The organism is Kitasatospora sp. NPDC001309 (genome assembly GCF_042896295.1).
Classification (GTDB): Bacteria; Actinomycetota; Actinomycetes; order Streptomycetales; family Streptomycetaceae; genus Kitasatospora.
In genome coordinates, this window is the sequence record NZ_JBIAXC010000013.1 from 38,568 (window position 1) to 56,911 (window position 18,344).

Below are 18,344 nucleotides of genomic sequence, written 5' to 3' on the forward strand. Positions count from 1 at the left end.
GAGTTCACCGGCCCCTCGCCGAGCAGCCGAGAGCCGATCAGTCGAGCAGCCGGGCAGCCGGGCAGCCGAGCAGCCGGGCAGCCGGGCCTCAGGCCGGGCCGGCCGCGCCGTGCAGGATGCCGCCGCCGTCCCGGCCGCGCAGGGCCAGCGCGGCCGGGAGGACCGCCGCCGGCAGCGCGACGGCCGCGCAACAGGCGGCCAGCACGCCCATCACCGTCCACGGCACCAGCACGGGCGTCGGGCCGACCAGCGCGGTCAGCGCCGTCCAGGAGCCGCCGACGCTGATCGCCGTGCCCAGCCCGCCCAGCAGGGCACCGGCCGTCACGCAGAGCAGGGTCTCGACCGCCACCGTGCGCAGCACCTGGCCCCGGGTGGCGCCGGCCAGCCGCAGCAGGGACAGCTCCCGCCGCCGGTCGCCGGTCGTCATCACCAGCGAGTTGGCCAGCGTGATCACCGCGTAGCCGATCGCCAGGCCGAGGATCATCAGCAGGGCGTTCCAGGAGTCCCGCGCGGTGCTGTCGGTGGCGGCCGACCAGACCTGCTCCGGCGTTTCGAGCCGGGCGCCCAGCCCGTCCACGGCCGTCCGCAGGGCGGCGGCGGCCTGCGCGCGGTCGGCGCCGGGCGGCAGCCGCAGGTCGATCCGCTCGGCCAGGGCCGGCCCGCCGACCCCGCCGACCCCGCCGGTGACGGCGTCGGGGTCGGTCACCCAGGCCTGGACGGCCTCGGCGCCGGTGCCCAGCAGGGCCGCGACCCGCAGCTCCCGCGGGGTGCCGTCGGCCAGCCGGACGGCGATCCGCGCGCCGACCGCGGGCGAGCCCGGCCAGGTGCGGCTGAGCACGACCGCGCCCGGGCCGAGGTCGGCCAGCGAGCCGGCGACGACCGGGAGCCGGTCGACGGCGGCCAGCGCGGCCGGGTCCGCCGTCGCGGCGCGGAAGGGCACCAGGGCCTGGCCGTCGTCCACGGCGGCCATGAGCGAGGTCGGGGTGATCACCGCCGCCCGCACCCCGGGGACGGCCCGGACCCGGTCCGCCACGGTCCGGCTCAGTCCGGGGGTGCCGGCCGGCACGACCACCAGGTCGGCGGCGGACAGCTGGGTGCGGGTCTCGGTGACCTGGGCGCGGTCGATGGTGTCGATGCTGCCGACCAGGCAGCCGGCGAAGGCGACGATCAGCACCACCGGGGTGGTGGTCGCGGCGGTGCGCCGGAAGGCCGTCAGCGCACTCTGCCGGGCGGTCGCCCAGACGATGCCGCCGCCGTCCTCGACGGACCGGCCGCGCAGCCGGGCCACCAGTGCGGGCAGCGCCGTCAGCAGCCGGATCGCCGGCCCGGCCAGCACGGCCGCCAGCAGCACGCAGCCGGCCACGATCGGCAGCAGCAGGGCGAGCGCGTCGGCGACGCTCGCCGCCGCGTCCGGCCAGCCGCGGGCGGTCAGCGCGAGGGCGGCGATGCCGCCGCCGAGCACCAGCAGGCCGCTCGCCCAGCGGAACGCCAGGGCGGCGCGCGAGGTCCGCTCGGCGTCCGCCTCCGCGAGCGCCTCGCCGGGGCTGATCAGGCCGGCCTTCACCGCGGAGGACAGCACGCCGGTGAGCGCGGTCAGCAGCCCGATCGCGCCTGCGACGAGCAGCCCCCACCCGGTCACCGGGACGGTGAACCCGTCCGGCACCAGGTCGTGGTCGACCAGCCAGCGGCCGGCCGGCGCCGCCCCGACCGCGCCGAGCGCGCACCCGGCGGCGGAGGCCAGCACACCGACCACCAGCGCCTCCCGGAGGACCAGGGCGCGCAGCTGGCGGCGGGTGGCGCCGATCAGCCGCAGCAGGGCGAGTTCGCGGCGGCGCTGGGCGATCGACAGCGCGAAGGTGCCGCCCACCACGAACACCGCGGTGCCGCCGGAGACCGCGGCGGACAGGCCGAGCGGCGTCTGCACGCCGTCCAGCCGGGCGGCGACCTCGGCGTGGTGCGGGTCGGCCTGGGCGCGCTCGGCACCGGTGAGCACCCGGGCCACGCCGGCCCCGCCGTTGGCCTCCACGGCCCGGCGTACGGCGTCGGCGGGGCCGAAGGCGGCCAGCGCGCCGACGGCGGGGCTGAACCGGGCGGCCCGGGCGTCGGTGAAGAAGACGGCGTGCTCGAAGGCCTCGGCCCCGGTGACGCCGGAGACCGTCGCGGTGTGCGGGCCGTCGGCGGTGACGAACCGGACCGACCGGCCGATCTGCTCCGGGCGGCCGCCGCCGAGCACGACCTGGTCGTCGGTGGCGGGCGCGGTGCCCGCGGTGAGCCGGTAGCCGCCCAGGGCGGCGCTCGACCAGGCCCGGCCGACCTGGTCGCGCGGGCCGTCCGCGAGTTGGGCGTAGAAGGTGTGGTCCTCGACCGTGCGGCCGGTCGCGGCCACGGCGGCGAGCAGCCCGGCGGGCAGGCCCGGCTGGGCGGGGACCTGGGTCGGTTGGACGTCGCCGCCGCCCGCGGGCGTGAAGTCCACGTTCAGGTCGGCGATCACCAGCACCGGGGCCTCGGAGAAGCGCTGGCGCCCCTGGTCCGGGACGCCGACGGTGGCCGAGATGACCAGGAGCGAAGTGGCCAGCAGGGCGACGCCGCAGGCCAGGGCGACGAAGCTGCCGACGAAGGAGGCCCAGCGGAGCCGGACGGAGGCGAGGGCGAGGCTCAGCATGCGAGGGCCTCCGGGGTACGGGCCTCCACCGGGTCGGCCTCCACCGGGTCGGTCTCCAGCGCGGTCATCCGGGCGGCGACCTGCTCGGCGGTCGGCCGCTCCAGGGAGCCGGCCAGCCGTCCGTCCCGGAGGAAGAGCACCCGGTCCGCGGACGAGGCGGCGACCGGGTCGTGGGTGACCATCACCACCGCGCGTCCGGGGTCGTCGGCCATCCCGCGCAGCAGGGTGAGCACCTCGCGGCCGCTGCGGGTGTCCAGCGCGCCGGTCGGCTCGTCGGCGAGCAGCACCGCCGGGCGGGTGATCAGCGCCCGGGCGATGGCGACCCGCTGCTGCTGGCCGCCGGAGAGCTCGCCCGGCCGGTGCCCGGCCCGGTCGGCGAGGCCGACGGCCGCCAGCGCGGCGGCCACCTCCGCCGCGGCGGGGCGGCGGCCGGACAGCCTGGCCGGGAGCGCCACGTTCTGCGCCGCGGTCAGCGCGGGCAGCAGGTTGAAGGACTGGAAGACGAAGCCGATCCGCTCCCGGCGCAGCACCGTCAGCTCCTTGTCCCGCAGCCCGCCGAGCACGGCACCGTCCACCCGCACCTCGCCCCGGTCGACCGCCTCCAGCCCGGCGGCGGCCCGCAGCAGCGTCGACTTGCCCGACCCGGACGGCCCCATGACGGCGGTGAAGGTGCCGAAGGGGAACCCGACGGTCACGTCGTCGAGCCCGACGACGGGTTCGGGCCCGCACCGGTAGGTCCGGCGGACGGAGCGGAGTTCGACGGCGAGGTCGGTGGCGGGGGCGGCGGCGTTCATGATCCCCATCCCACCGCCCGGGGCGGGGGCGGCTCAATGGCCAGGGGTTCACTTCCGGGGGTGCAGCCAGCTACACCCCCTCGCACCACCGGCGCTTCAACCGCTCCCAGCGCTGCGCCTGCTCCGGGGTCAGGGTGCCGCGCAGGTCGGCGAGTTTCAGGAGCTGGGCCTCGGCGTCGGCGCCCAGGGGTTGGGCCTCGGCGCGGTAGTGGTCGGTGAGCAGGGCGTCGAGTTCGGGGCGGGTGAGGGCCGGGTCGAGGCGCTGGGCGAGCTTGGCCATGTTGCGGTAGGAGCCCTGGAGCAGGAACGGCGGCTCGGTGCGGGCGCGGTCGTCCTGGGCGGCGGAGGCGAGGTAGGCGCGGTTGACGGCCAGGACGGTGCCGCGCAGGTGGAGCAGCCCGGCCAGGACGGCGGTCATCCGCTCGACCTCGGCGGCCGGCCAGGCGCCGGTCAGGGTGCCGCCCGGGGTGCCGCCGGCGCGGGCGAGCAGGGTGTCCAGGTCGGTGCGTTCGGCGGTGGCGAGCGGGGCCAGGTGGGGGCTGGCGGGCAGGGCGTTCTCGACGAAGCTGAGCGCGAAGAGGTCCTCCCGGCCGGCCACGGCGTCGCCGAGGTTCCACACGTCGGCCCGGTTGGCGAGCATGTCGGGGAGCCGGAAGAGCCGGCCGGACTCGGTGTACGGGTTGGCGGCCATCACCACGGCGAAGCGCTTGCCGCGCAGGTCCCACTCGCGGGCCTCGCCGTCCGCGACGCCGTCGATCCGGCGCTGGGCGTCGCACAGCGGGATGAAGCGCTGCAGGAACTCGGGCGAGGTGTGCTGCACGTCGTCGAGGTGGAGCAGCACGTTGTCGCCGGCGTGCAGGGCGAAGTTGAGCTTCTCCAGTTCGCGCCGGGCGGCGGCGTCGGGGGCCTCGGCCGGGTCCAGCGAGGTGACCCGGTGGCCGAGTGCCGGGCCGCTGACCGAGACCAGCAGCAGGCCGAGCCGCTCGGCGAGGTACTCGACCAGGGTGGTCTTGCCGTAGCCGGGCGGGGAGACCAGCAGCAGCAGGCCGCTGCGGTCCACCGGGCCGCCAGGGCCGGCGGTGCCGAGCTGCTTGGCGAGGTTGTCGCCGATCAGCGGCAGGTACACCTGGTCGATCAGCCGGTTGCGGACGAAGCCGTTGAGCGACGCGGGCCGGTACTGGTCGAGCCGCAGCCGGGCGTGTTCGGCGGCCAGCAGCTCACCGCGCAGCCGCTGGTAGGCGCGGTGTCCGGGGACGTCGACCGCCTCGAACCCGCGGACCCGGGCGAGCAGTTCGTCCAGGCGGAGGTCCAGCGCACCGCCGCGCAGGCGCGGGTGGTCGCCGAGCAGTCCGGTCAGCCGGGTGCCGACGGCGCCCGCGGCGCGGCGGCGCGGCAGCGTCGGGCAGAGCAGTACGGCGGCGGCCTCGGCGAGGTCGCCCGGGTCGGCGTCGGCGGCGGCCGACTCCAGCCAGGCGGTGGCCAGTTGGTGCCGTACGGGGAGCAGGGAGGGGTCCTCGGGCAGGGTGGTCAGGGCTTCGGTCAGCCCGGCGGACTCGGGGGCGGCGTGGAACTTCTCCAGCAGTGCGCGGGCCCCGGGGGAGTAGGCGAACTCCGGTGTCTCGAAGGCGAGTTCGGCGACCAGGTAGGCCCCGGCCGGTTCGGCGCCGGCCCCGGCCCCGGCCCCGGCCCCGGCCCCGGCCGCGCCCGGGCCGGACCCGGTCGGGGCGAACTCCGCGACGGCGGCCGACAGTTCGGCCGCCAGGGCGGCCAGCGCCGGCACCGCGCCGCCGTACGCCTGCCGGGCGAGGCCCAGCGAGCGGGCCCGGGTGTGCCAGACCAGCCGCTGCCGTTCGTCCGCGCCGTGCGCCCAGTACAGCTGGGCGGCCGCCCGGGCCGCCGCCGGGTGCCGCAACAGGCCCGCCTCGGCGCGGAGTTCGAGCAGGGCGCGGAGCACCAGCGCGGCGTCGTGGTCGTGCACCCCGCGCTGGTAGCCCTCGTCCGGGCGCCGTTCGGCGGCCCGCCGGACGTACTCCAGCAGATCGCCGTCGGGCTCCCCCGGCTCGGCGGCCAGCAGCAGGCTCGCGGCCAGGTACTCGGCGCGGTAGAGCGCGGGCGTCTCGGAGGGCAGCGGCCGGTCCCAGTACCGTTCGGTGGCGGCGAAGGCCGGGTCGGTGACCGGGGCGCGGTAGTCGGTGCCGGTGAGGGTGAAGGCGGGCCGGCCCCGCCAGGGCAGCAGGGTGAGTTCGGGGCGCTGGGTGGTGACCGCGAACAGGTGGCGGCCCAGTCGCAGGGTGCCGGGGCCGTCTCCGGCGAGCTCGGCGCGGTCGCGCAGCGCCCGGTGGGCGCGGCCGCGCGCGGCGCGCAGCCGTCCGGTCAGCTCCTCGGCCCGGACCCGGTCGCCGAGGGCGGTCAACTGTCCGGCGAGGTCGCGGAGTTTGACGGCCGTCGGGTCGGCGGCGAACGCGGCCTCGATCTCCTCGAGAGTGCCCAGGGCGGCCAGCCGCCGGTGCAGGGTGTCGAGGATCCGTTCGGCGGAGGCGGCCAGCCGGTCGGCCCGGCCGGCCCGCTGCTCCAGCAGGTGCTGGCGGCGGGCGGTGAGGGCGTCGTGGATCTCGGTGCGGCGTTCGGTGAGCTGTTCGCCGAGCGCCGGGTCGGCGTCGGCGAAGCGGGTCTCCAGCTGCTCGATCCGCAGCAGCAGGCGGCCGAGCCGGTCGTCGCAGGCCTCGGGGGTGTCGGCGGCGGCCAGCGCCGCGGTGACGGCCTGGGCGAGCAGCGCCGTCTCGGCGGCGAACTCGGCGGCGGCCTCGCGGGTGCGCAGCTCGCGGCGGCGGACGGTCAGCGTGCTGCGGGCCCGGTTGAGCAGTCCGAGGACGTCGGCGAGCCGGTCCAGGATGGCGGTGCGGGTGGTGGCGTCGGCCAGGTCGAGGGTGCCGACCAGCTCCGAGACGGTCTGCAACGCCTCGCTCTGCGCCGTGAGTTCGAGGCCCAGCGGCTCGGCCTCGGCGGCGGTCGCCAGCGCGGCGCAGCGCTCGGCCAGCTCGCCGGCCCGGCGCCGGTGGGGCTCGAAGGCGGCGGGTTCGGCGAGCTGGACCACTGCTCGGTCGGCGGCCCCGGCCAGCCCCTCGGCGAGGTGCTCGGCCAGCGCGTCGATCCGTTCCGCCCGGGCGCGCGGCAGGTCCCGCAGGGCCTCCACCCGGCCCTGGGCGCGGCGCAGCGCGGCCAGCCGGTCGACCCATTCGGCGGCGTCGGCGATGGTCTCGCCGCGCGCCGTGCGCAGCAGGCCCTCGACGTGCTCGGCGGTCTCCTCGGTGCGGGCGGCGGCGTGGGCGGTGAGCTGGGCGACCGCTTCGTACTCGGCGATCACCTGCCGGGCGGTGTCGCGGATCTCGGCGAGCGGTGCGGCGAGGTCGCCGAGGCCGCTCTGGCCGAGCCAGTGGTGCCGGTCGGCGGTGCGGGTGCAGGCGGTGAGCACGGCGTGGTGCCCGGCCGGGGTGTCGGCGCCGGCCGCGGCCAGCCGGGCGAGGGCGAGGCAGTCGGCCAGGCCGCGGACCAGGTCGGCGTTGCCGATCCGGGCCAGCGGGCCGGTGCCGGGCGGCTGTTCGGCGGCGTGCCGCTCGCTGGTGAACGGGCTCTGCCAGAGCTGGACGGGGTGCAGCCGGGTCGGGCCGTCCTCGGCGGGGCGCAGCGCGATCAGGGTGCCGTCGTCGAGCAGTGCGTAGCCCTGGCAGGCGAGCGGGGCGGCGGCCTCCTGGCGGACGGAGTTGTACGGCTGGAGCAGCGCCCGGCCGTCGGTGGCGGAGCGGAACTCGTACAGCAGGTCCTCGCCGTTGGGGGAGAGGACGGTGCGTTCGTAGGCGAGGCCGTCGACCGGCTGGTCGAAGGTGCGCACGGTGCCGTCGGCGAGGTGGCAGCCGCCGGGGAAGGCCACGCCCTGGTCGGCGGGCAGCCGCAGGCAGGCCTGGCCGAGGGCGTCGATCCGGGTGACCCGGCCGGTGGGCAGGTGGACCACCAGGTGCCGGACGGTCTCCTCCTGGTACGGGCGGACCCGCACCAGCAGCAGGGTGGCGAGCCGGGCGTGGGCGACCTGGGCGTCGGCGAGGGTCTGGAGGGCCTCGGCGAGCGGTTCCCGGTGCAGTTCGCGGCCGTCGGGGGTGGTGAGGGTGAGCCGGCCGCCGTCCACGCCGAGGTGGAGTTCCCCGGCGAGGTCGGCGCGCGGTGCGGTGCCGGGGGCGGCGGGCAGCTGGTCGTCGCGGGTGAGCGGGGTCCAGTCGAGCTGGCGGCCGTCGGCGGGGGTGTGGTCGCGTTCGCCGCGGCCGTCCTGGTAGGTGGCGCGGTCGTCGTCGAGGCGCCAGCGCAGCACCCGGACGTCGGTGGCGGCCGGGCCGGTGCGGAAGACGGCGAGCAGCCGGCCGCCGACCGGGCGCAGCCGTTCCAGCCGGGCGTCGCGGAAGTAGCGGCGCAGGTCGGTGAGGTCCTGGCGCAGCCGGGGGTCGTCCAGCAGGGTGCCGTCGGCGGGGGAGAGGTCGTCGGGCCGGTGGAGGGAGAGGAGGTCGGTGAAGTCCTCGGTGCCGCCCTCCGCCTCGGCCGGGCGGGTGCCGAGCAGCAGTCGGCCGCCGACGGCGGTGAGGTCCTGCGGCAGGCAGGCCCGGGTGGTGGTGAGCCGCCCGGTGCCGGTGAGCCGTAGTTCCCCGCCGCCGAACTCGGCGACCCGGCGGGTGTTCAACGCCTCCGCGCGGTCGGCGAGTTCGGCGGCGGCCCGGGCGAGCCGGCCACGCAGGACCTCGTAGCTGCCGGCGTCGGGCCGGGCGTCGTCGAGGGCTTCCACGGTCATTCCCCTGGTGTTCGGCGGGTGTCTGCCTGCTGCTGCTCGGCGGGTGACTACTTGCTGCCGTTCACGGCGGCGCCGGTGAGCGCCCCGATCGGGGTCTCCGCGATGCCCAGCTTCCGTGCGGAGTCGAGCAGTTGGCGCAGCTGTCCGGCCTGCTCGCCGCCGCCGCCGATCAGCTTGAGCAGCAGCGCGGACACCGTCAGGTTCTGCACGTCCGCGGTGGAGACCGAGGACAGCACCCGGGTGAGGTCCTTGGTGAAGTCGGCGCTGCCGTCCAGCCAGGGCCCGGCCAGGGCCTGGGCGGTCTGCGAGTGGCCGACGAAGGCGTCCACGCTCTTGCCGGCCGTCACCGACTGCACCAGCCGGTCGAAGAAGACCGAGTCCCCGCCGACGATGTCGATCTTGGCCTTCTCCAGCCCGGCGGCGACCAGCGCGGCCTGTGCCTCGGCGATCTGCCGCTGGGTGTCCAGCCCGGCCAGGCGGACGTCCTTCTCGGCGGCCAGCCGCAGCCGGTACTCCTCGTGCCCGCGCGAGGCCTCGTCCAGCTTGGCCATCGCCGCGGCCTTCTCGGTCAGGCCCTCGGCCTCGGCCTTGAGCCTGGCGCCGACCTCCAGCGCGCTCGCCCTGGCCTTCTCGGTCTGCACCACGGCCTCGGCGCGGCCGACCTTCTCCACCGCGGCGGCCTCCTGCTCCCGCACCTGGACCCGGGCCAGGCCCTCGGCGGCGGCCTCCGCCCGGACGCCCTCGGCCAGCTTGACCTTGGCGGCCGCGTCCAGTTCGGCGGCCTGCTGCCGGGCCTCGGCCAGCACCAGCGACTCGCGGGCCTTGTGCGAGGCGGCCTGCTCGGCGGCCTCGGCGGCCTTGATGTCCTTGACCAGCTTCTCCTGGGCCTCCGCCTCGGCCTGGATGACCACGGCCTTGCGCATCCGCTCGGCCTCCTCGACGGCCCGCAGGGTCTTCACGGCCTCCTCCTGCTCGGCGACGGTGCGCTCGACCGCGACCCGCTCGCGGACCACGTCGGCGACCTCCCGGCGGCGGGACTCGACCTCCTTCTGCTTGGCCATCACGGCGAGTTCGGTCTCCCGCTCGCGGCCGACGACCTCCAGCAGCCGGTCCTTCTCGATCCGCTCGTTCTCCACCGCGATGACCCGCTCGCGGTTCTTCTGCGCCACCGCGACCTCGCGGGCCTGGTTCTCCCGCTGCACCCCGAGCACCTCCTCGGTGCGCAGGAAGGCGGTCTGGGCGGTGAGCCGCTCCTCCTCCTGCACCCGGGCGATCACCGCGTCCTCCTTGGCCCGCAGGGTCTCGATCTCGCGGCGCTGGCGGATCTCGGCGTCGGCCTGGCGGCGCTCCAGCTCCAGGACGGTCTCCCGGGCGTCCACGTTCTGCCGGGTGATCTCCTTCTCCTCGTTGCGCTGGTACTCGTTGGTGCGCACGTGCTCGATCGCGGTCAGCTCGGTGATCTTGCGGATGCCCTGGGCGTCCAGGATGTTGTCGCCGTCCAGCTGGCTCATCGGGGTCTGTTCGAGGTGGTCGATGGCCGCGTCCTCGAGGGTGTAGCCGTTGAGGTCGGTGCCGATGACCGCGATGATCTGGTCCCGGAACTCGTGCCGGTGGGTGTAGAGGTCGGTGAAGTCCAGCTGCTTGCCGACGGTCTTGAGCGCCTCGGCGAACTTCGCCGCGAAGAAGTCCTGGATCGCCTGCGGGTCGCTGGCCCGGGCGGTGCCGATCGACTGCGCCACCTTGACGACGTCCTCGACGGTCTTGTTCACCCGGACGAAGAAGGAGATCCGGATGTCCGCCCGGATGTTGTCCCGGCAGATCAGGCCGTCCCGGCCGGCCCGGTGGATCTCCACCGTCTTCGCCGTGATGTCCATCAACTCGGCCTTGTGCAGGACCGGCAGGACGATCGCCCCGGTGAAGGTGACGTCCACGCTCTTGGTGCGGGAGACGATCAGGGCCTTGCCCTGCTCGACCTTCTGGAACAGGCGCCCCACGAAGAGCAGCGCGGCGAGCAGGATGAGCAGCACGACGGCGATGAGTACGCCGAAACCCACGGCGATGGTGTCCATCACGGAGTCCTTTGACGGGATGGTGGTGCGAAGTGGTTGACGGGGAAGCTGTATTGACGAGGCGTCAGAGGCCCGGCGGGGACGGGTCGAACGGCGCGACCAGGAAGTGCTCGCCGTCCGCGTCGTAGTCGTAGATCAGTGCGGTGCGCCCGGCGGTGAGCTCCGGTTCCGCCTGCGGGGTGCGGACCTGCACGGTGGCGGTGGAGCCGTCCCCGGCGGTCACCTCGGCCTGTCCGAAGTCGGCCGTCACCCGGCCGGTGCGGATCACGCAGACCCGGCCGACGAAGTCGCCCCGGGTGACCGGCCGGTCCTCGGGGAACAGCCGCCGCAGCGGTCGGACGAGCACCCGGGTGCCCGCCCAGGAGGCGACCAGCGCGACGACGAACACGCCGCCGCGCGCCGGTGCCCCGGAGGTGAGGACGGTGCCGGACAGGCTGACGAACCAGGCGAGCGCGACCAGCAGCGACACCGCCACCGTCGCGGGCACCCCGCCCAGTCCCAGCGCGTCCAGCACGCCCCCGTGGTGGCCCGTGCCGTGGGCTCCGTCGGCGGTCCCCCCGTCGGCGGTCCCCCCACCGGCGCCGTGCCCGCCGGACGCCCTGTGGGCCACGTTCCCCCCGACACCGTGCCCCCCGGCACCGTGTCCGACGTGACCCGCCGGGCCCACATGTCCGGCGTGCCCGGCACCCAGGTGGTGCCCGACGCCGTGCCCCCCGTGCACGGCGTCGAACCCCAGGCCGCCGATCAGCATCAGCAGCCAGTACCCGACGACCACCACCAGCGCGAAGCTGAACAGCGCCGTCGGAAAGGCCAGCGCGGCCGCGAAGAAGTCCCCCGTCCCGGCCATGCCCCCCGCCTTTCCCCCGGCACCGGGCATCGGCGCCGCAGAGATCATGGCAGCGGGCGGGGCGTTCGCACATTGCCAGGATCCGGCAATCTTTACGGCCTTTTGACACCCTGGTACGCGCGCTGCCCGTGACACTGTGACGGTCGGGCAACAGAACGGACTTGAGCAGGTCACCCGGGGTTTCGGCGGGCCGGGAGACGCGCCGCGGAAGGCGGGGCGCGGGAGCCCTACAGCGGCTGTTCCGGCCAGTTCAGCAGCCGCGCGCCCATCGCCGCCGTCTCCAGGGTGAAGCGCTGCAACGCGTCCGAGGGGTCGTAGCCCGTGAGCGCCTTGATCCGCTCCAGGCGGTAGCCGAGGGTGCGCACGCTCAGCCCCAGCCGACGCGCCGCCTCCGCGTTCACGTACGCCGCCTCCGCCTGCACCGCGATGGTGTCCAGCAGCGGACGGGCCCCGCCGCGCGCCTCGGTCAGCGGGCCGAGGACGCTGCGCACCAGGTCGGCCATCGCGGCCCGGTCGCGCATCAGCACCGGGAACACCAGCAGCTCCTCGGCCTTCAACTGGCAGGCCGACAGCCCCAGTCGCTGCGCGTAGTCCAGCGCGTCCAGCGCCTCGTCGTAACTGCGCAGCACCCCGCTCGCCCCCGAGTGCCGGCGGCCGGTCGCCACCCGCAGCACCGGCCGGTAGCCGGGCCCGGGGCGCAGCGTCAGTTCGGCGAAGGCCTCCAGCACGGCCCGCTCGGAGTCCGGGGCGATGCAGACCAGCCGGCCGTCCTTGCTGGCGAGCAGGACGTCCCGCTCGCCGAAGCGCCCGGTCAGCTCCCGCTCCACCCGGTGCAGCATCGGGTGCACGTCCGCGAACGGTTCGTCGCCCACCGCCACCGCCACCGTGTAGGCGCCCGCCAGCCGCAGCCCGAACCGCTCCGCGCGCTCGGCGAGCAGCCCCAGGTCGCTGCGGCCGTGCAGCAGGTCGTCGATGAACTCCCTTCGGGCCGCCTCCTCCTGACGGACCGCCAGGCGCTGGGACCGCTCGTGGCCCTCGCCCAGCGCGGCCAGCGCGGCGTCGGTGGCGGCCAGCACCGCGTCACCGGTCCGGCGCAGCTCGCCGACACTGCTCGCGGCGGCCGTCCCCGGCAGCGTCTGCCAGGCCCGCCGGGCCGCCGCCAGGCAGTGCGAGACCACCTCGCGCAGCCCGTAACCGGCCTCGGCGCACTGCTCGCCGAGCCGGCGCAGCGCCTCCAGCTCGTCCCGGCGGGGCAGGCGCCCGGTGCGGGAGGTGTCGGCGAGCAGGGCGAGGTACGCCTCGGCCAGCTCGTTCGGTATGTCGCACTCGTCCGTCTCGTTCACCGTTACTGCCAACCCCCGTGTGGCCTGCGATTTCGGCGCTGAACGTTATCAGGATCCATACGCCCGGGAGCCGTTCCCGCTACCGCTCGCGGAAGTGCAGCACGAAGCGCGCGCTGCTGCCGTCGATCCGGCGCCGGACGTACAGCGACGGTGTGCCGTCCGGCGTGCAGCTGACCCCCTCGCGGACCAGCAGCGGGGTGCCCGCCGGGACGCCCAGCAGCTCGGCGTCCGCGAGGTCCGCGCCGATCGCGCCGAAGGCCCGCCAGTCGTACTCCAGCTCCACCCCGGCGGCCCGGGCCAGGTCCAGCACCAGGTTCCCGGCGTGGCCGGGCCGTACCAGCTCGGCGGGCAGCGGACCGAACGGCACCCAGTAGCTGCACGCGGCCCGGGCCCGGCCGCCGAGGTGGATCACCGAGTCCAGCCGGTGCAGCTCGCCCGGCGCCCGGCCCAGCTGGCGGGCCGCCTCCTCGTCCTCGGCCGAGCCGGTCACCGGCGGGGCGGCCACCACGAACTCGCCGTCGCCGCGACCCCCCGCCGGCACGGCCTCGTGCACGCTGCCCAGGTCGAAGCGCTGGCTGCGCGGGTCCACCGCGATCGAGACCCGGACGGCGGGCGGGCGGACGAAGGTGCCCACGCCCCGGCGGATCTCCACCACCGCGGCCCGTTCCAGCTCCGCGACGGCCTGCCGCACGGTCAGCCGGTTCACGCCGAACTCGGCGCTCAGCTCCGGCTCGCTCGGCAGCCGGGCGCCCGCGGGGTAGCCGCCCGCGTCGATCCGGTCCTGGAGCCGGCGGGCCAGCCGGCGGTAGACCGGGGTGTTCGGGCTGTCGGGGGGAGTGCTCGGAGGGTTCTCGGGAGTGCTCGGGGGAGTGCCTGGGGGAGTGCCCGGGGGGTTCGTCGCCACGGACCGATCCTACGAAGCCGAGGGCCCCGCCCCGGGTCGCCGTGGCGGGCCGGCGGCGGTGGGATGGAGGGGTGCCCCGAGCCCGCCGGGGGAATTGGACATCTAGACGTCTAGATGTCCTACTGGACGTTCAGCCCTCCCGTGTGCGGCTTCACCGAAAGGCCCTCGCATGTCCCTGGTCAACTTCCGCGATTCCGCCGTCCTCAGCGACCCGGAGGGCCTGCGGATCCGCCCCGGCGTGCTGTACCGCTCCGCCCAGCCCTTCCCGGCCGCCGACGAGGCCGTCGTCGCCCAGCTGCGCGCCTGCGACATCCGCACCGTCGTCGACCTGCGCGACCCCCGCGAGACCCGGCCCGACGACTGGGCCGCCGCCGAGGCCGCCGGGATAGCCGTGGTCGCCGCCCCGGTGAACCCGGCCACCGACGCCCTCACCGCCCACATGGCGACCATGACCACCGCCGCCGACCTCGGCGAGTTCTACCTGCTGCTCGCCGAATCCGCCCCCGAGGCCGTCGCCGCCGCCGTCGAGGCCACCACCCGCCCCGGCGCCGTCCTGCTGCACTGCGCCGCCGGCAAGGACCGCACCGGCCTGCTCACCGCCCTGCTGCTCGACCTCCTCGGCGTCCCCGCCGACCGGATCGTCGAGGACTACGCCCGCACCGCCGAGGCCCTCCCGCAGATCTTCGCCAACCTCGCCGAGCGCCACCGCACCGCCCTCAACGACCGGGGCACCGCCACCCGCGTCACCGACTCCGAGGGCCGCACCCTCACCATCCCCGCCCCGCTGCTCCAGGCCCCGGCCGAGGCGATGTCGGTCTTCCTCGGCCACGTCCGCACCCGTCACGGCGGCGCCGAGGCCTTCCTCCCCGCCTGCGGCGTCCCGGCCGCCACCCTCGCGGCCTTCCGCAGCAAGGCGGCGGTGCCCGCAGCCCCCGCAGTCTGACGGGCCAGGGCCGGGGCCGGGGCCACCGGAGGGGGCGTCAGACGTCCCGGCGCCGCACCACGACCACCGTCACCGCCACCGAGACGACCGCCCACGCCCCCATGGTGATCCAGGAGTCCAGCACGCTCGGCGCCCACTTGCTGATCGTGGTCGAGGAGTCGGGGTTGTAGGTGAGCAGGTTGACGGTGTCCATCGGCAGGTGGGCGCCGATCTCGTGCAGCCAGCGGTAGCGGTCCCCGCCGAACATCAGCGGCAGGATGAAGAACAGCAGCACCAGGGAGACGATCGAGGCGGTGGCGTGCCGCAGCACGGCGCCCAGGGCCATCCCGATCAGCGCGCAGACCGGCACGATCAACGCGTAGGCGAGGACGGCCCGGAGGCTGACCCCTTCGGTGATGGAGAGCCCGACGTGCCGGGAGGCCAGCATCGCGTTGCCGCCGAAGAAGGACACCGTGGACACCACCGCCCCGGCCAGCGCGGTGATCCCGCCGACCAGCAGCACCTTGGCGGCGATCACCCCGCGCCGGTCGGGCACGGCCGCGAAGGTGGTGCGGATCATGCCGGTGGTGTACTCGCCGAACACGGTGATCGCGCCGAGGCTGCCGGCCGCGATCGCCATCAGGTAGCAGGCGGTGCTGCTGAGACTGTGGTAGAGCGCGTCGTACCGGTACGGCGGGAAGCCGGGCATCGGCCGCGGCGGGTGGTCGATGTACGTCAGGTCGGAGTGGACGGCGTTCAGGTTGATCCCGATCGCGACCAGCGAGGCCAGCGCCAGCACCCAGTACGTCGACCGCAGCGAGCGCAGTTTGATCCACTCGGCGGCGAGCAGGTCGGTGAACCGGGGCGCGGGTTCCGTCGAGCGGGCGCTCTCGGTGCGGATCAGGGTCGTGGTGCTCATCGGCTCTCTCCTGCCAGGTACTCGACGCTGTCGGCGGTCAGGGACATGAACGCCGACTCCAGGGACGACGTCCGGGTCGCCAGCTCGTGCAGCACCACGCCGTGGCGCAGCGCGAGTTCACCGATCCGGGCCGCGGCCATCCCGGTGACGACACCGAACTGCGGCTCCGACAGGCCGACTTCGGCACCCTCGGCGCGCAACACGGGCACCAGTTGGGCGAGTTCCGGTGCCCGGACGGCCACGCTCGACTCCGCGTACCGGGCCGAGAACTCACCCAGGCTCTCGTCGGCGATCAGCCGGCCGCGGCCGATCACCACCAGCCGGTCGGCGGTGTGCTCCATCTCGGCCATCATGTGGCTGGAGACGAAGACGGTGCGGCCCTCGTCAGCGAGGCGGCGGAACAGGCCGCGCACCCAGAGCACGCCCTCGGGGTCGAGGCCGTTCAGCGGCTCGTCGAAGAGCAGTACGGGCGGGTCGCCGAGCAGGGCCCCGGCGATGCCCAGGCGCTGCTTCATCCCCAGCGAGTAGCCGCCGATCCGCCGGTCCGCGGCCTTGCCGAGGCCGACCTCGGCGAGCACCTCGGCCACCCGGCCGAGCGGGATCCGGTTGCTGCGGGCCAGTGCGGACAGGTGGGCCCGGGCGCTGCGGCCGCCGTGCACGTCCCCGGCGTCCAGCAGGGCGCCGACGTGCCGCAGGCCGCGCGGGCGGCCGGCGAACGGCACCCCGTCGACGGTGACGGCGCCCGCGGTGGGGGTGTTGAGGCCCAGGACCATGCGCAGGGTGGTGGACTTGCCCGCGCCGTTGGGCCCCAGGAAGCCGGTGACGGTGCCCGGCCGGACGGTGAAGGTCAACTGGTCGACGGCCGTGGTGGCGCCGTACCGCTTGGTCAGTCGCTCGATCTCGATCACGGGGACAACGCTGCCGGTCGGGGGCGTGATCGGGCATCGGGCGGCGGGCCACAACCGGGAGCGGCGGCCCCCGCCCCGGGGATTACGCCCGCGGGCCGATGCGCCGTCCGACGGCCCGCCGCTACCATCGCGTCATGATCACCGAACCCCGCCCGCCGCTGCTCAGGCGCCTGCCCGCGGGCGTGTGGGTGGCGGCGTTCTGGACGTCCATCGTGGTGTTCCGGTTCTTCACCCGGGACAACGAGTTGAGCCACCTGTTCAATTACGACGGCAACACCGAGGACATGGCCCTGGTGGTCACCGCCGTGGTCACCACGCTGGTCGCCTTCCTGCTGGTGCGGCTGCCGCTGGCGGCGGTCGCGGTCGCGCTGGCGGGTGGCGTCTTCTCGCTCGGGATGTGGACGGTCACGGCGACCGCGCCGGTGCAGTTCCTGATCGCCGAGGCGGTGGTCGGCTACTGCGTGGTCACCCGCTCCCGCCTGCTCTCGACGATCGCGGTGGCGATGCCGCTGACCGTGCTCGCCACGCTGTTCGCCTGGGGCGCCGTCAACGGCTACCCGGTGAACCCGTACGCCTACCTGGGCATCGCCGCGACCGTCCTGATCGCCTGGCTGATCGGCAACACCGTCCGCCAGGGCCGCGCCCACACCGAGGCGCTGCGCGGCCGCGCCGCCGAGCAGGCCGTCACCGCCGAACGGCTGCGGATCGCCCGCGAGTTGCACGACATGGTGGCCCACAACATCGGCATCATCGCGATCCAGGCGGGCATGGGCAGCCGGGTCATGGACACCCAGCCCGCCGAGACCCGCAACGCGCTGAACGCCATCGAGGCCACCAGCCGGGAGACCCTGGCCGGGCTGCGCCGGATGCTCGGCGCGCTGCGGCAGGGCGAGGGCGAGTCCGCACCGCTCGAAGTGGCGCCCGGGCTGGACGAGTTGGAGCGGATGCGGGAGAAGGCGGCCGGCGCCGGGGTGCGGGTCGCGCTCAGCCGCAGCGGCGAGGCCCGGGCGCTGCCGCCCGAGGTGGACCTCGCCGCCTACCGGATCGTCCAGGAGGCGGTCACCAACGTGGTCAAGCACTCCGGCACCCGGGACTGCCACGTCACCGTCGCGTACGCGCCCGAGCACCTCGCCGTCACCGTCGTCGACCTCGGCGCCGGCACGCCCACGGCCACCCCCGGCACCGGCTACGGCCTGGCCGGGATGCGCGAGCGGGTCGCCCTGCTGGACGGCGAGTTCAGCGCCGGCCCGCGCCCCGGCGGCGGCTTCCGGGTGGCCGCCCTGCTGCCGCTCCCGGCCGTGCCCGCCGGGAGCCCCGAACCGACCCCCCTGGAGGTGGGACCGTGATCCGCGTCGTCCTGGTCGACGACCAGCCGCTGATCCGCACCGGCCTGCGCGTGCTCATCGCCGACGCCCCCGACCTGGAGGTGGTCGGCGAGGCCGGCAACGGCGCCGAGGCCGTCGACGTGGTCGCCCGACTGCGCCCGGACGTCGCCGTGATGGACATCCGGATGCCCGGCATGGACGGCATCGAGGCCACCCGCCGGATCCTCGCCGACCCGGACCTGCCCACCCACGTGCTGGTCCTGACCACCTTCGACGACGACGACTACGTGTACGGCGCGCTGCGCGCCGGGGCGAGCGGCTTCCTGGTCAAGGACCTCGCCCTGGAGACCATCCTGGACGGCGTCCGGGTGGTCGCCGCCGGGGACGCCCTGCTCGCGCCGGGCATCACCCGCCGGCTGATCGGCGAGTTCGCCGCCCGCCCGGACACGGCCGCCCGGCCGCGGACGTCCGCCGAGGGCATCACCGGGCGCGAACGCGAGGTGCTCACCCTGGTCGGCCGCGGCCTGTCCAACACGGAGATCGCCGAGGAACTCACCATCAGCGTGGCCACCGCCAAGGCGCACGTCGCCCGGCTGTTCACCAAGCTGGGCGCCCGGGACCGGGTCCACCTGGTCATCCACGCCTACGAGTTCGGGCTCGTCGCGCCCTCGTGACGGTGCCGCCCCGGTGGCCGGCCCCGGACAGCGCGAAGCGCCGGGGCGGGCCCGCACAGCCCGCCCCGGCGCTTCCCCCGTACCGGATCGTCAGGGCACAAGACCCCTCCGGCCCGTCCGATCCGTCGGTCCCGTCAGCTCCCGAG

At 75.6% G+C, this 18,344-nt stretch carries 12 protein-coding genes; 3 read left to right on the top strand and 9 right to left on the bottom strand.

Annotated features, from left to right (window positions below; genetic code table 11):
• Window positions 1-88: 88 nt before the first annotated feature.
• The 7 genes from ACFY2K_RS15890 to ACFY2K_RS15920 form a co-directional block, all read right to left on the bottom strand.
• On the bottom strand, window positions 89-2,662 hold the full coding sequence (locus ACFY2K_RS15890; protein WP_387711830.1) for an ABC transporter permease: 2,574 nt from the start codon (window positions 2,660-2,662) through the stop codon (window positions 89-91).
• Entirely contained in the window at window positions 2,656-3,456 is an 801-nt protein-coding gene (locus tag ACFY2K_RS15895) for an ABC transporter ATP-binding protein (protein ID WP_387711832.1), read from the bottom strand. The genes ACFY2K_RS15890 and ACFY2K_RS15895 overlap by 7 nt, the downstream gene beginning before the upstream one ends.
• A 70-nt stretch (window positions 3,457-3,526) precedes the next feature.
• Window positions 3,527-8,287: a DNA repair ATPase gene (locus tag ACFY2K_RS15900; RefSeq protein WP_387711834.1), complete on the bottom strand. Its 4,761-nt coding sequence runs from the start codon at window positions 8,285-8,287 to the stop codon at window positions 3,527-3,529.
• A 47-nt stretch (window positions 8,288-8,334) separates the two neighbouring features.
• The gene (locus ACFY2K_RS15905; RefSeq protein WP_380407604.1) at window positions 8,335-10,356 is read right to left on the bottom strand and encodes a flotillin family protein; all 2,022 of its coding nucleotides are present in this window, start codon (window positions 10,354-10,356) and stop codon (window positions 8,335-8,337) included.
• Between the two features lie 64 nt (window positions 10,357-10,420).
• On the bottom strand, window positions 10,421-11,203 hold the full coding sequence (locus ACFY2K_RS15910; RefSeq protein WP_387711836.1) for a hypothetical protein: 783 nt from the start codon (window positions 11,201-11,203) through the stop codon (window positions 10,421-10,423).
• A 227-nt stretch (window positions 11,204-11,430) separates the two neighbouring features.
• On the bottom strand, window positions 11,431-12,546 hold the full coding sequence (locus tag ACFY2K_RS15915; protein ID WP_380523240.1) for a PucR family transcriptional regulator: 1,116 nt from the start codon (window positions 12,544-12,546) through the stop codon (window positions 11,431-11,433).
• Window positions 12,547-12,625: 79 nt separating this feature from the next.
• Window positions 12,626-13,450 carry a GntR family transcriptional regulator gene (locus ACFY2K_RS15920; RefSeq protein ID WP_387711838.1) on the bottom strand — a complete coding sequence of 275 codons (825 nt, stop codon included), beginning with the start codon at window positions 13,448-13,450 and terminating at the stop codon, window positions 12,626-12,628.
• A gap of 169 nt (window positions 13,451-13,619) precedes the next feature.
• Between ACFY2K_RS15920 and ACFY2K_RS15925 the strand changes: the two genes are divergently transcribed.
• Window positions 13,620-14,393 (top strand): tyrosine-protein phosphatase, encoded by a 774-nt coding sequence (locus ACFY2K_RS15925; RefSeq protein WP_375888231.1) that lies wholly within the window; start codon window positions 13,620-13,622, stop codon window positions 14,391-14,393.
• Window positions 14,394-14,430: 37 nt separating this feature from the next.
• Here the strand turns inward: ACFY2K_RS15925 and ACFY2K_RS15930 are convergent, their stop codons facing one another.
• Both ACFY2K_RS15930 and ACFY2K_RS15935 read right to left on the bottom strand, forming a co-directional pair.
• Complete coding sequence (locus ACFY2K_RS15930; protein WP_387711840.1) at window positions 14,431-15,291, bottom strand: ABC transporter permease subunit; 861 nt, start codon at window positions 15,289-15,291, stop codon at window positions 14,431-14,433.
• Window positions 15,288-16,199 carry an ABC transporter ATP-binding protein gene (locus ACFY2K_RS15935; RefSeq protein WP_387711842.1) on the bottom strand — a complete coding sequence of 304 codons (912 nt, stop codon included), beginning with the start codon at window positions 16,197-16,199 and terminating at the stop codon, window positions 15,288-15,290. Before ACFY2K_RS15935 ends, ACFY2K_RS15930 begins: the two co-directional genes overlap by 4 nt.
• Window positions 16,200-16,333: 134 nt before the next feature.
• On the opposite strand from ACFY2K_RS15935, the gene ACFY2K_RS15940 reads away from it, so the two are divergent.
• The gene (locus ACFY2K_RS15940) at window positions 16,334-17,545 is read left to right on the top strand and encodes a sensor histidine kinase (protein ID WP_380523235.1); all 1,212 of its coding nucleotides are present in this window, start codon (window positions 16,334-16,336) and stop codon (window positions 17,543-17,545) included.
• Window positions 17,542-18,198 carry a response regulator gene (locus ACFY2K_RS15945; protein WP_380407619.1) on the top strand — a complete coding sequence of 219 codons (657 nt, stop codon included), beginning with the start codon at window positions 17,542-17,544 and terminating at the stop codon, window positions 18,196-18,198. Before ACFY2K_RS15940 ends, ACFY2K_RS15945 begins: the two co-directional genes overlap by 4 nt.
• Window positions 18,199-18,344: the final 146 nt, after the last annotated feature.

What these genes read in the sequence shown, in the direction of transcription:
- ACFY2K_RS15890 (WP_387711830.1), bottom strand. Translation starts at nt 2,662, where the DNA reads ATGCTGAGCCTCGCCCTCGCCTCCGTCCGGCTCCGCTGGGCCTCCTTC.
- ACFY2K_RS15895 (WP_387711832.1), bottom strand. Translation starts at nt 3,456, where the DNA reads ATGAACGCCGCCGCCCCCGCCACCGACCTCGCCGTCGAACTCCGCTCC.
- ACFY2K_RS15900 (WP_387711834.1), bottom strand. Translation starts at nt 8,287, where the DNA reads ATGACCGTGGAAGCCCTCGACGACGCCCGGCCCGACGCCGGCAGCTAC.
- ACFY2K_RS15905 (WP_380407604.1), bottom strand. Translation starts at nt 10,356, where the DNA reads ATGGACACCATCGCCGTGGGTTTCGGCGTACTCATCGCCGTCGTGCTG.
- ACFY2K_RS15910 (WP_387711836.1), bottom strand. Translation starts at nt 11,203, where the DNA reads ATGGCCGGGACGGGGGACTTCTTCGCGGCCGCGCTGGCCTTTCCGACG.
- ACFY2K_RS15925 (WP_375888231.1), top strand. Translation starts at nt 13,620, where the DNA reads ATGTCCCTGGTCAACTTCCGCGATTCCGCCGTCCTCAGCGACCCGGAG.
- ACFY2K_RS15930 (WP_387711840.1), bottom strand. Translation starts at nt 15,291, where the DNA reads ATGAGCACCACGACCCTGATCCGCACCGAGAGCGCCCGCTCGACGGAA.
- ACFY2K_RS15940 (WP_380523235.1), top strand. Translation starts at nt 16,334, where the DNA reads ATGATCACCGAACCCCGCCCGCCGCTGCTCAGGCGCCTGCCCGCGGGC.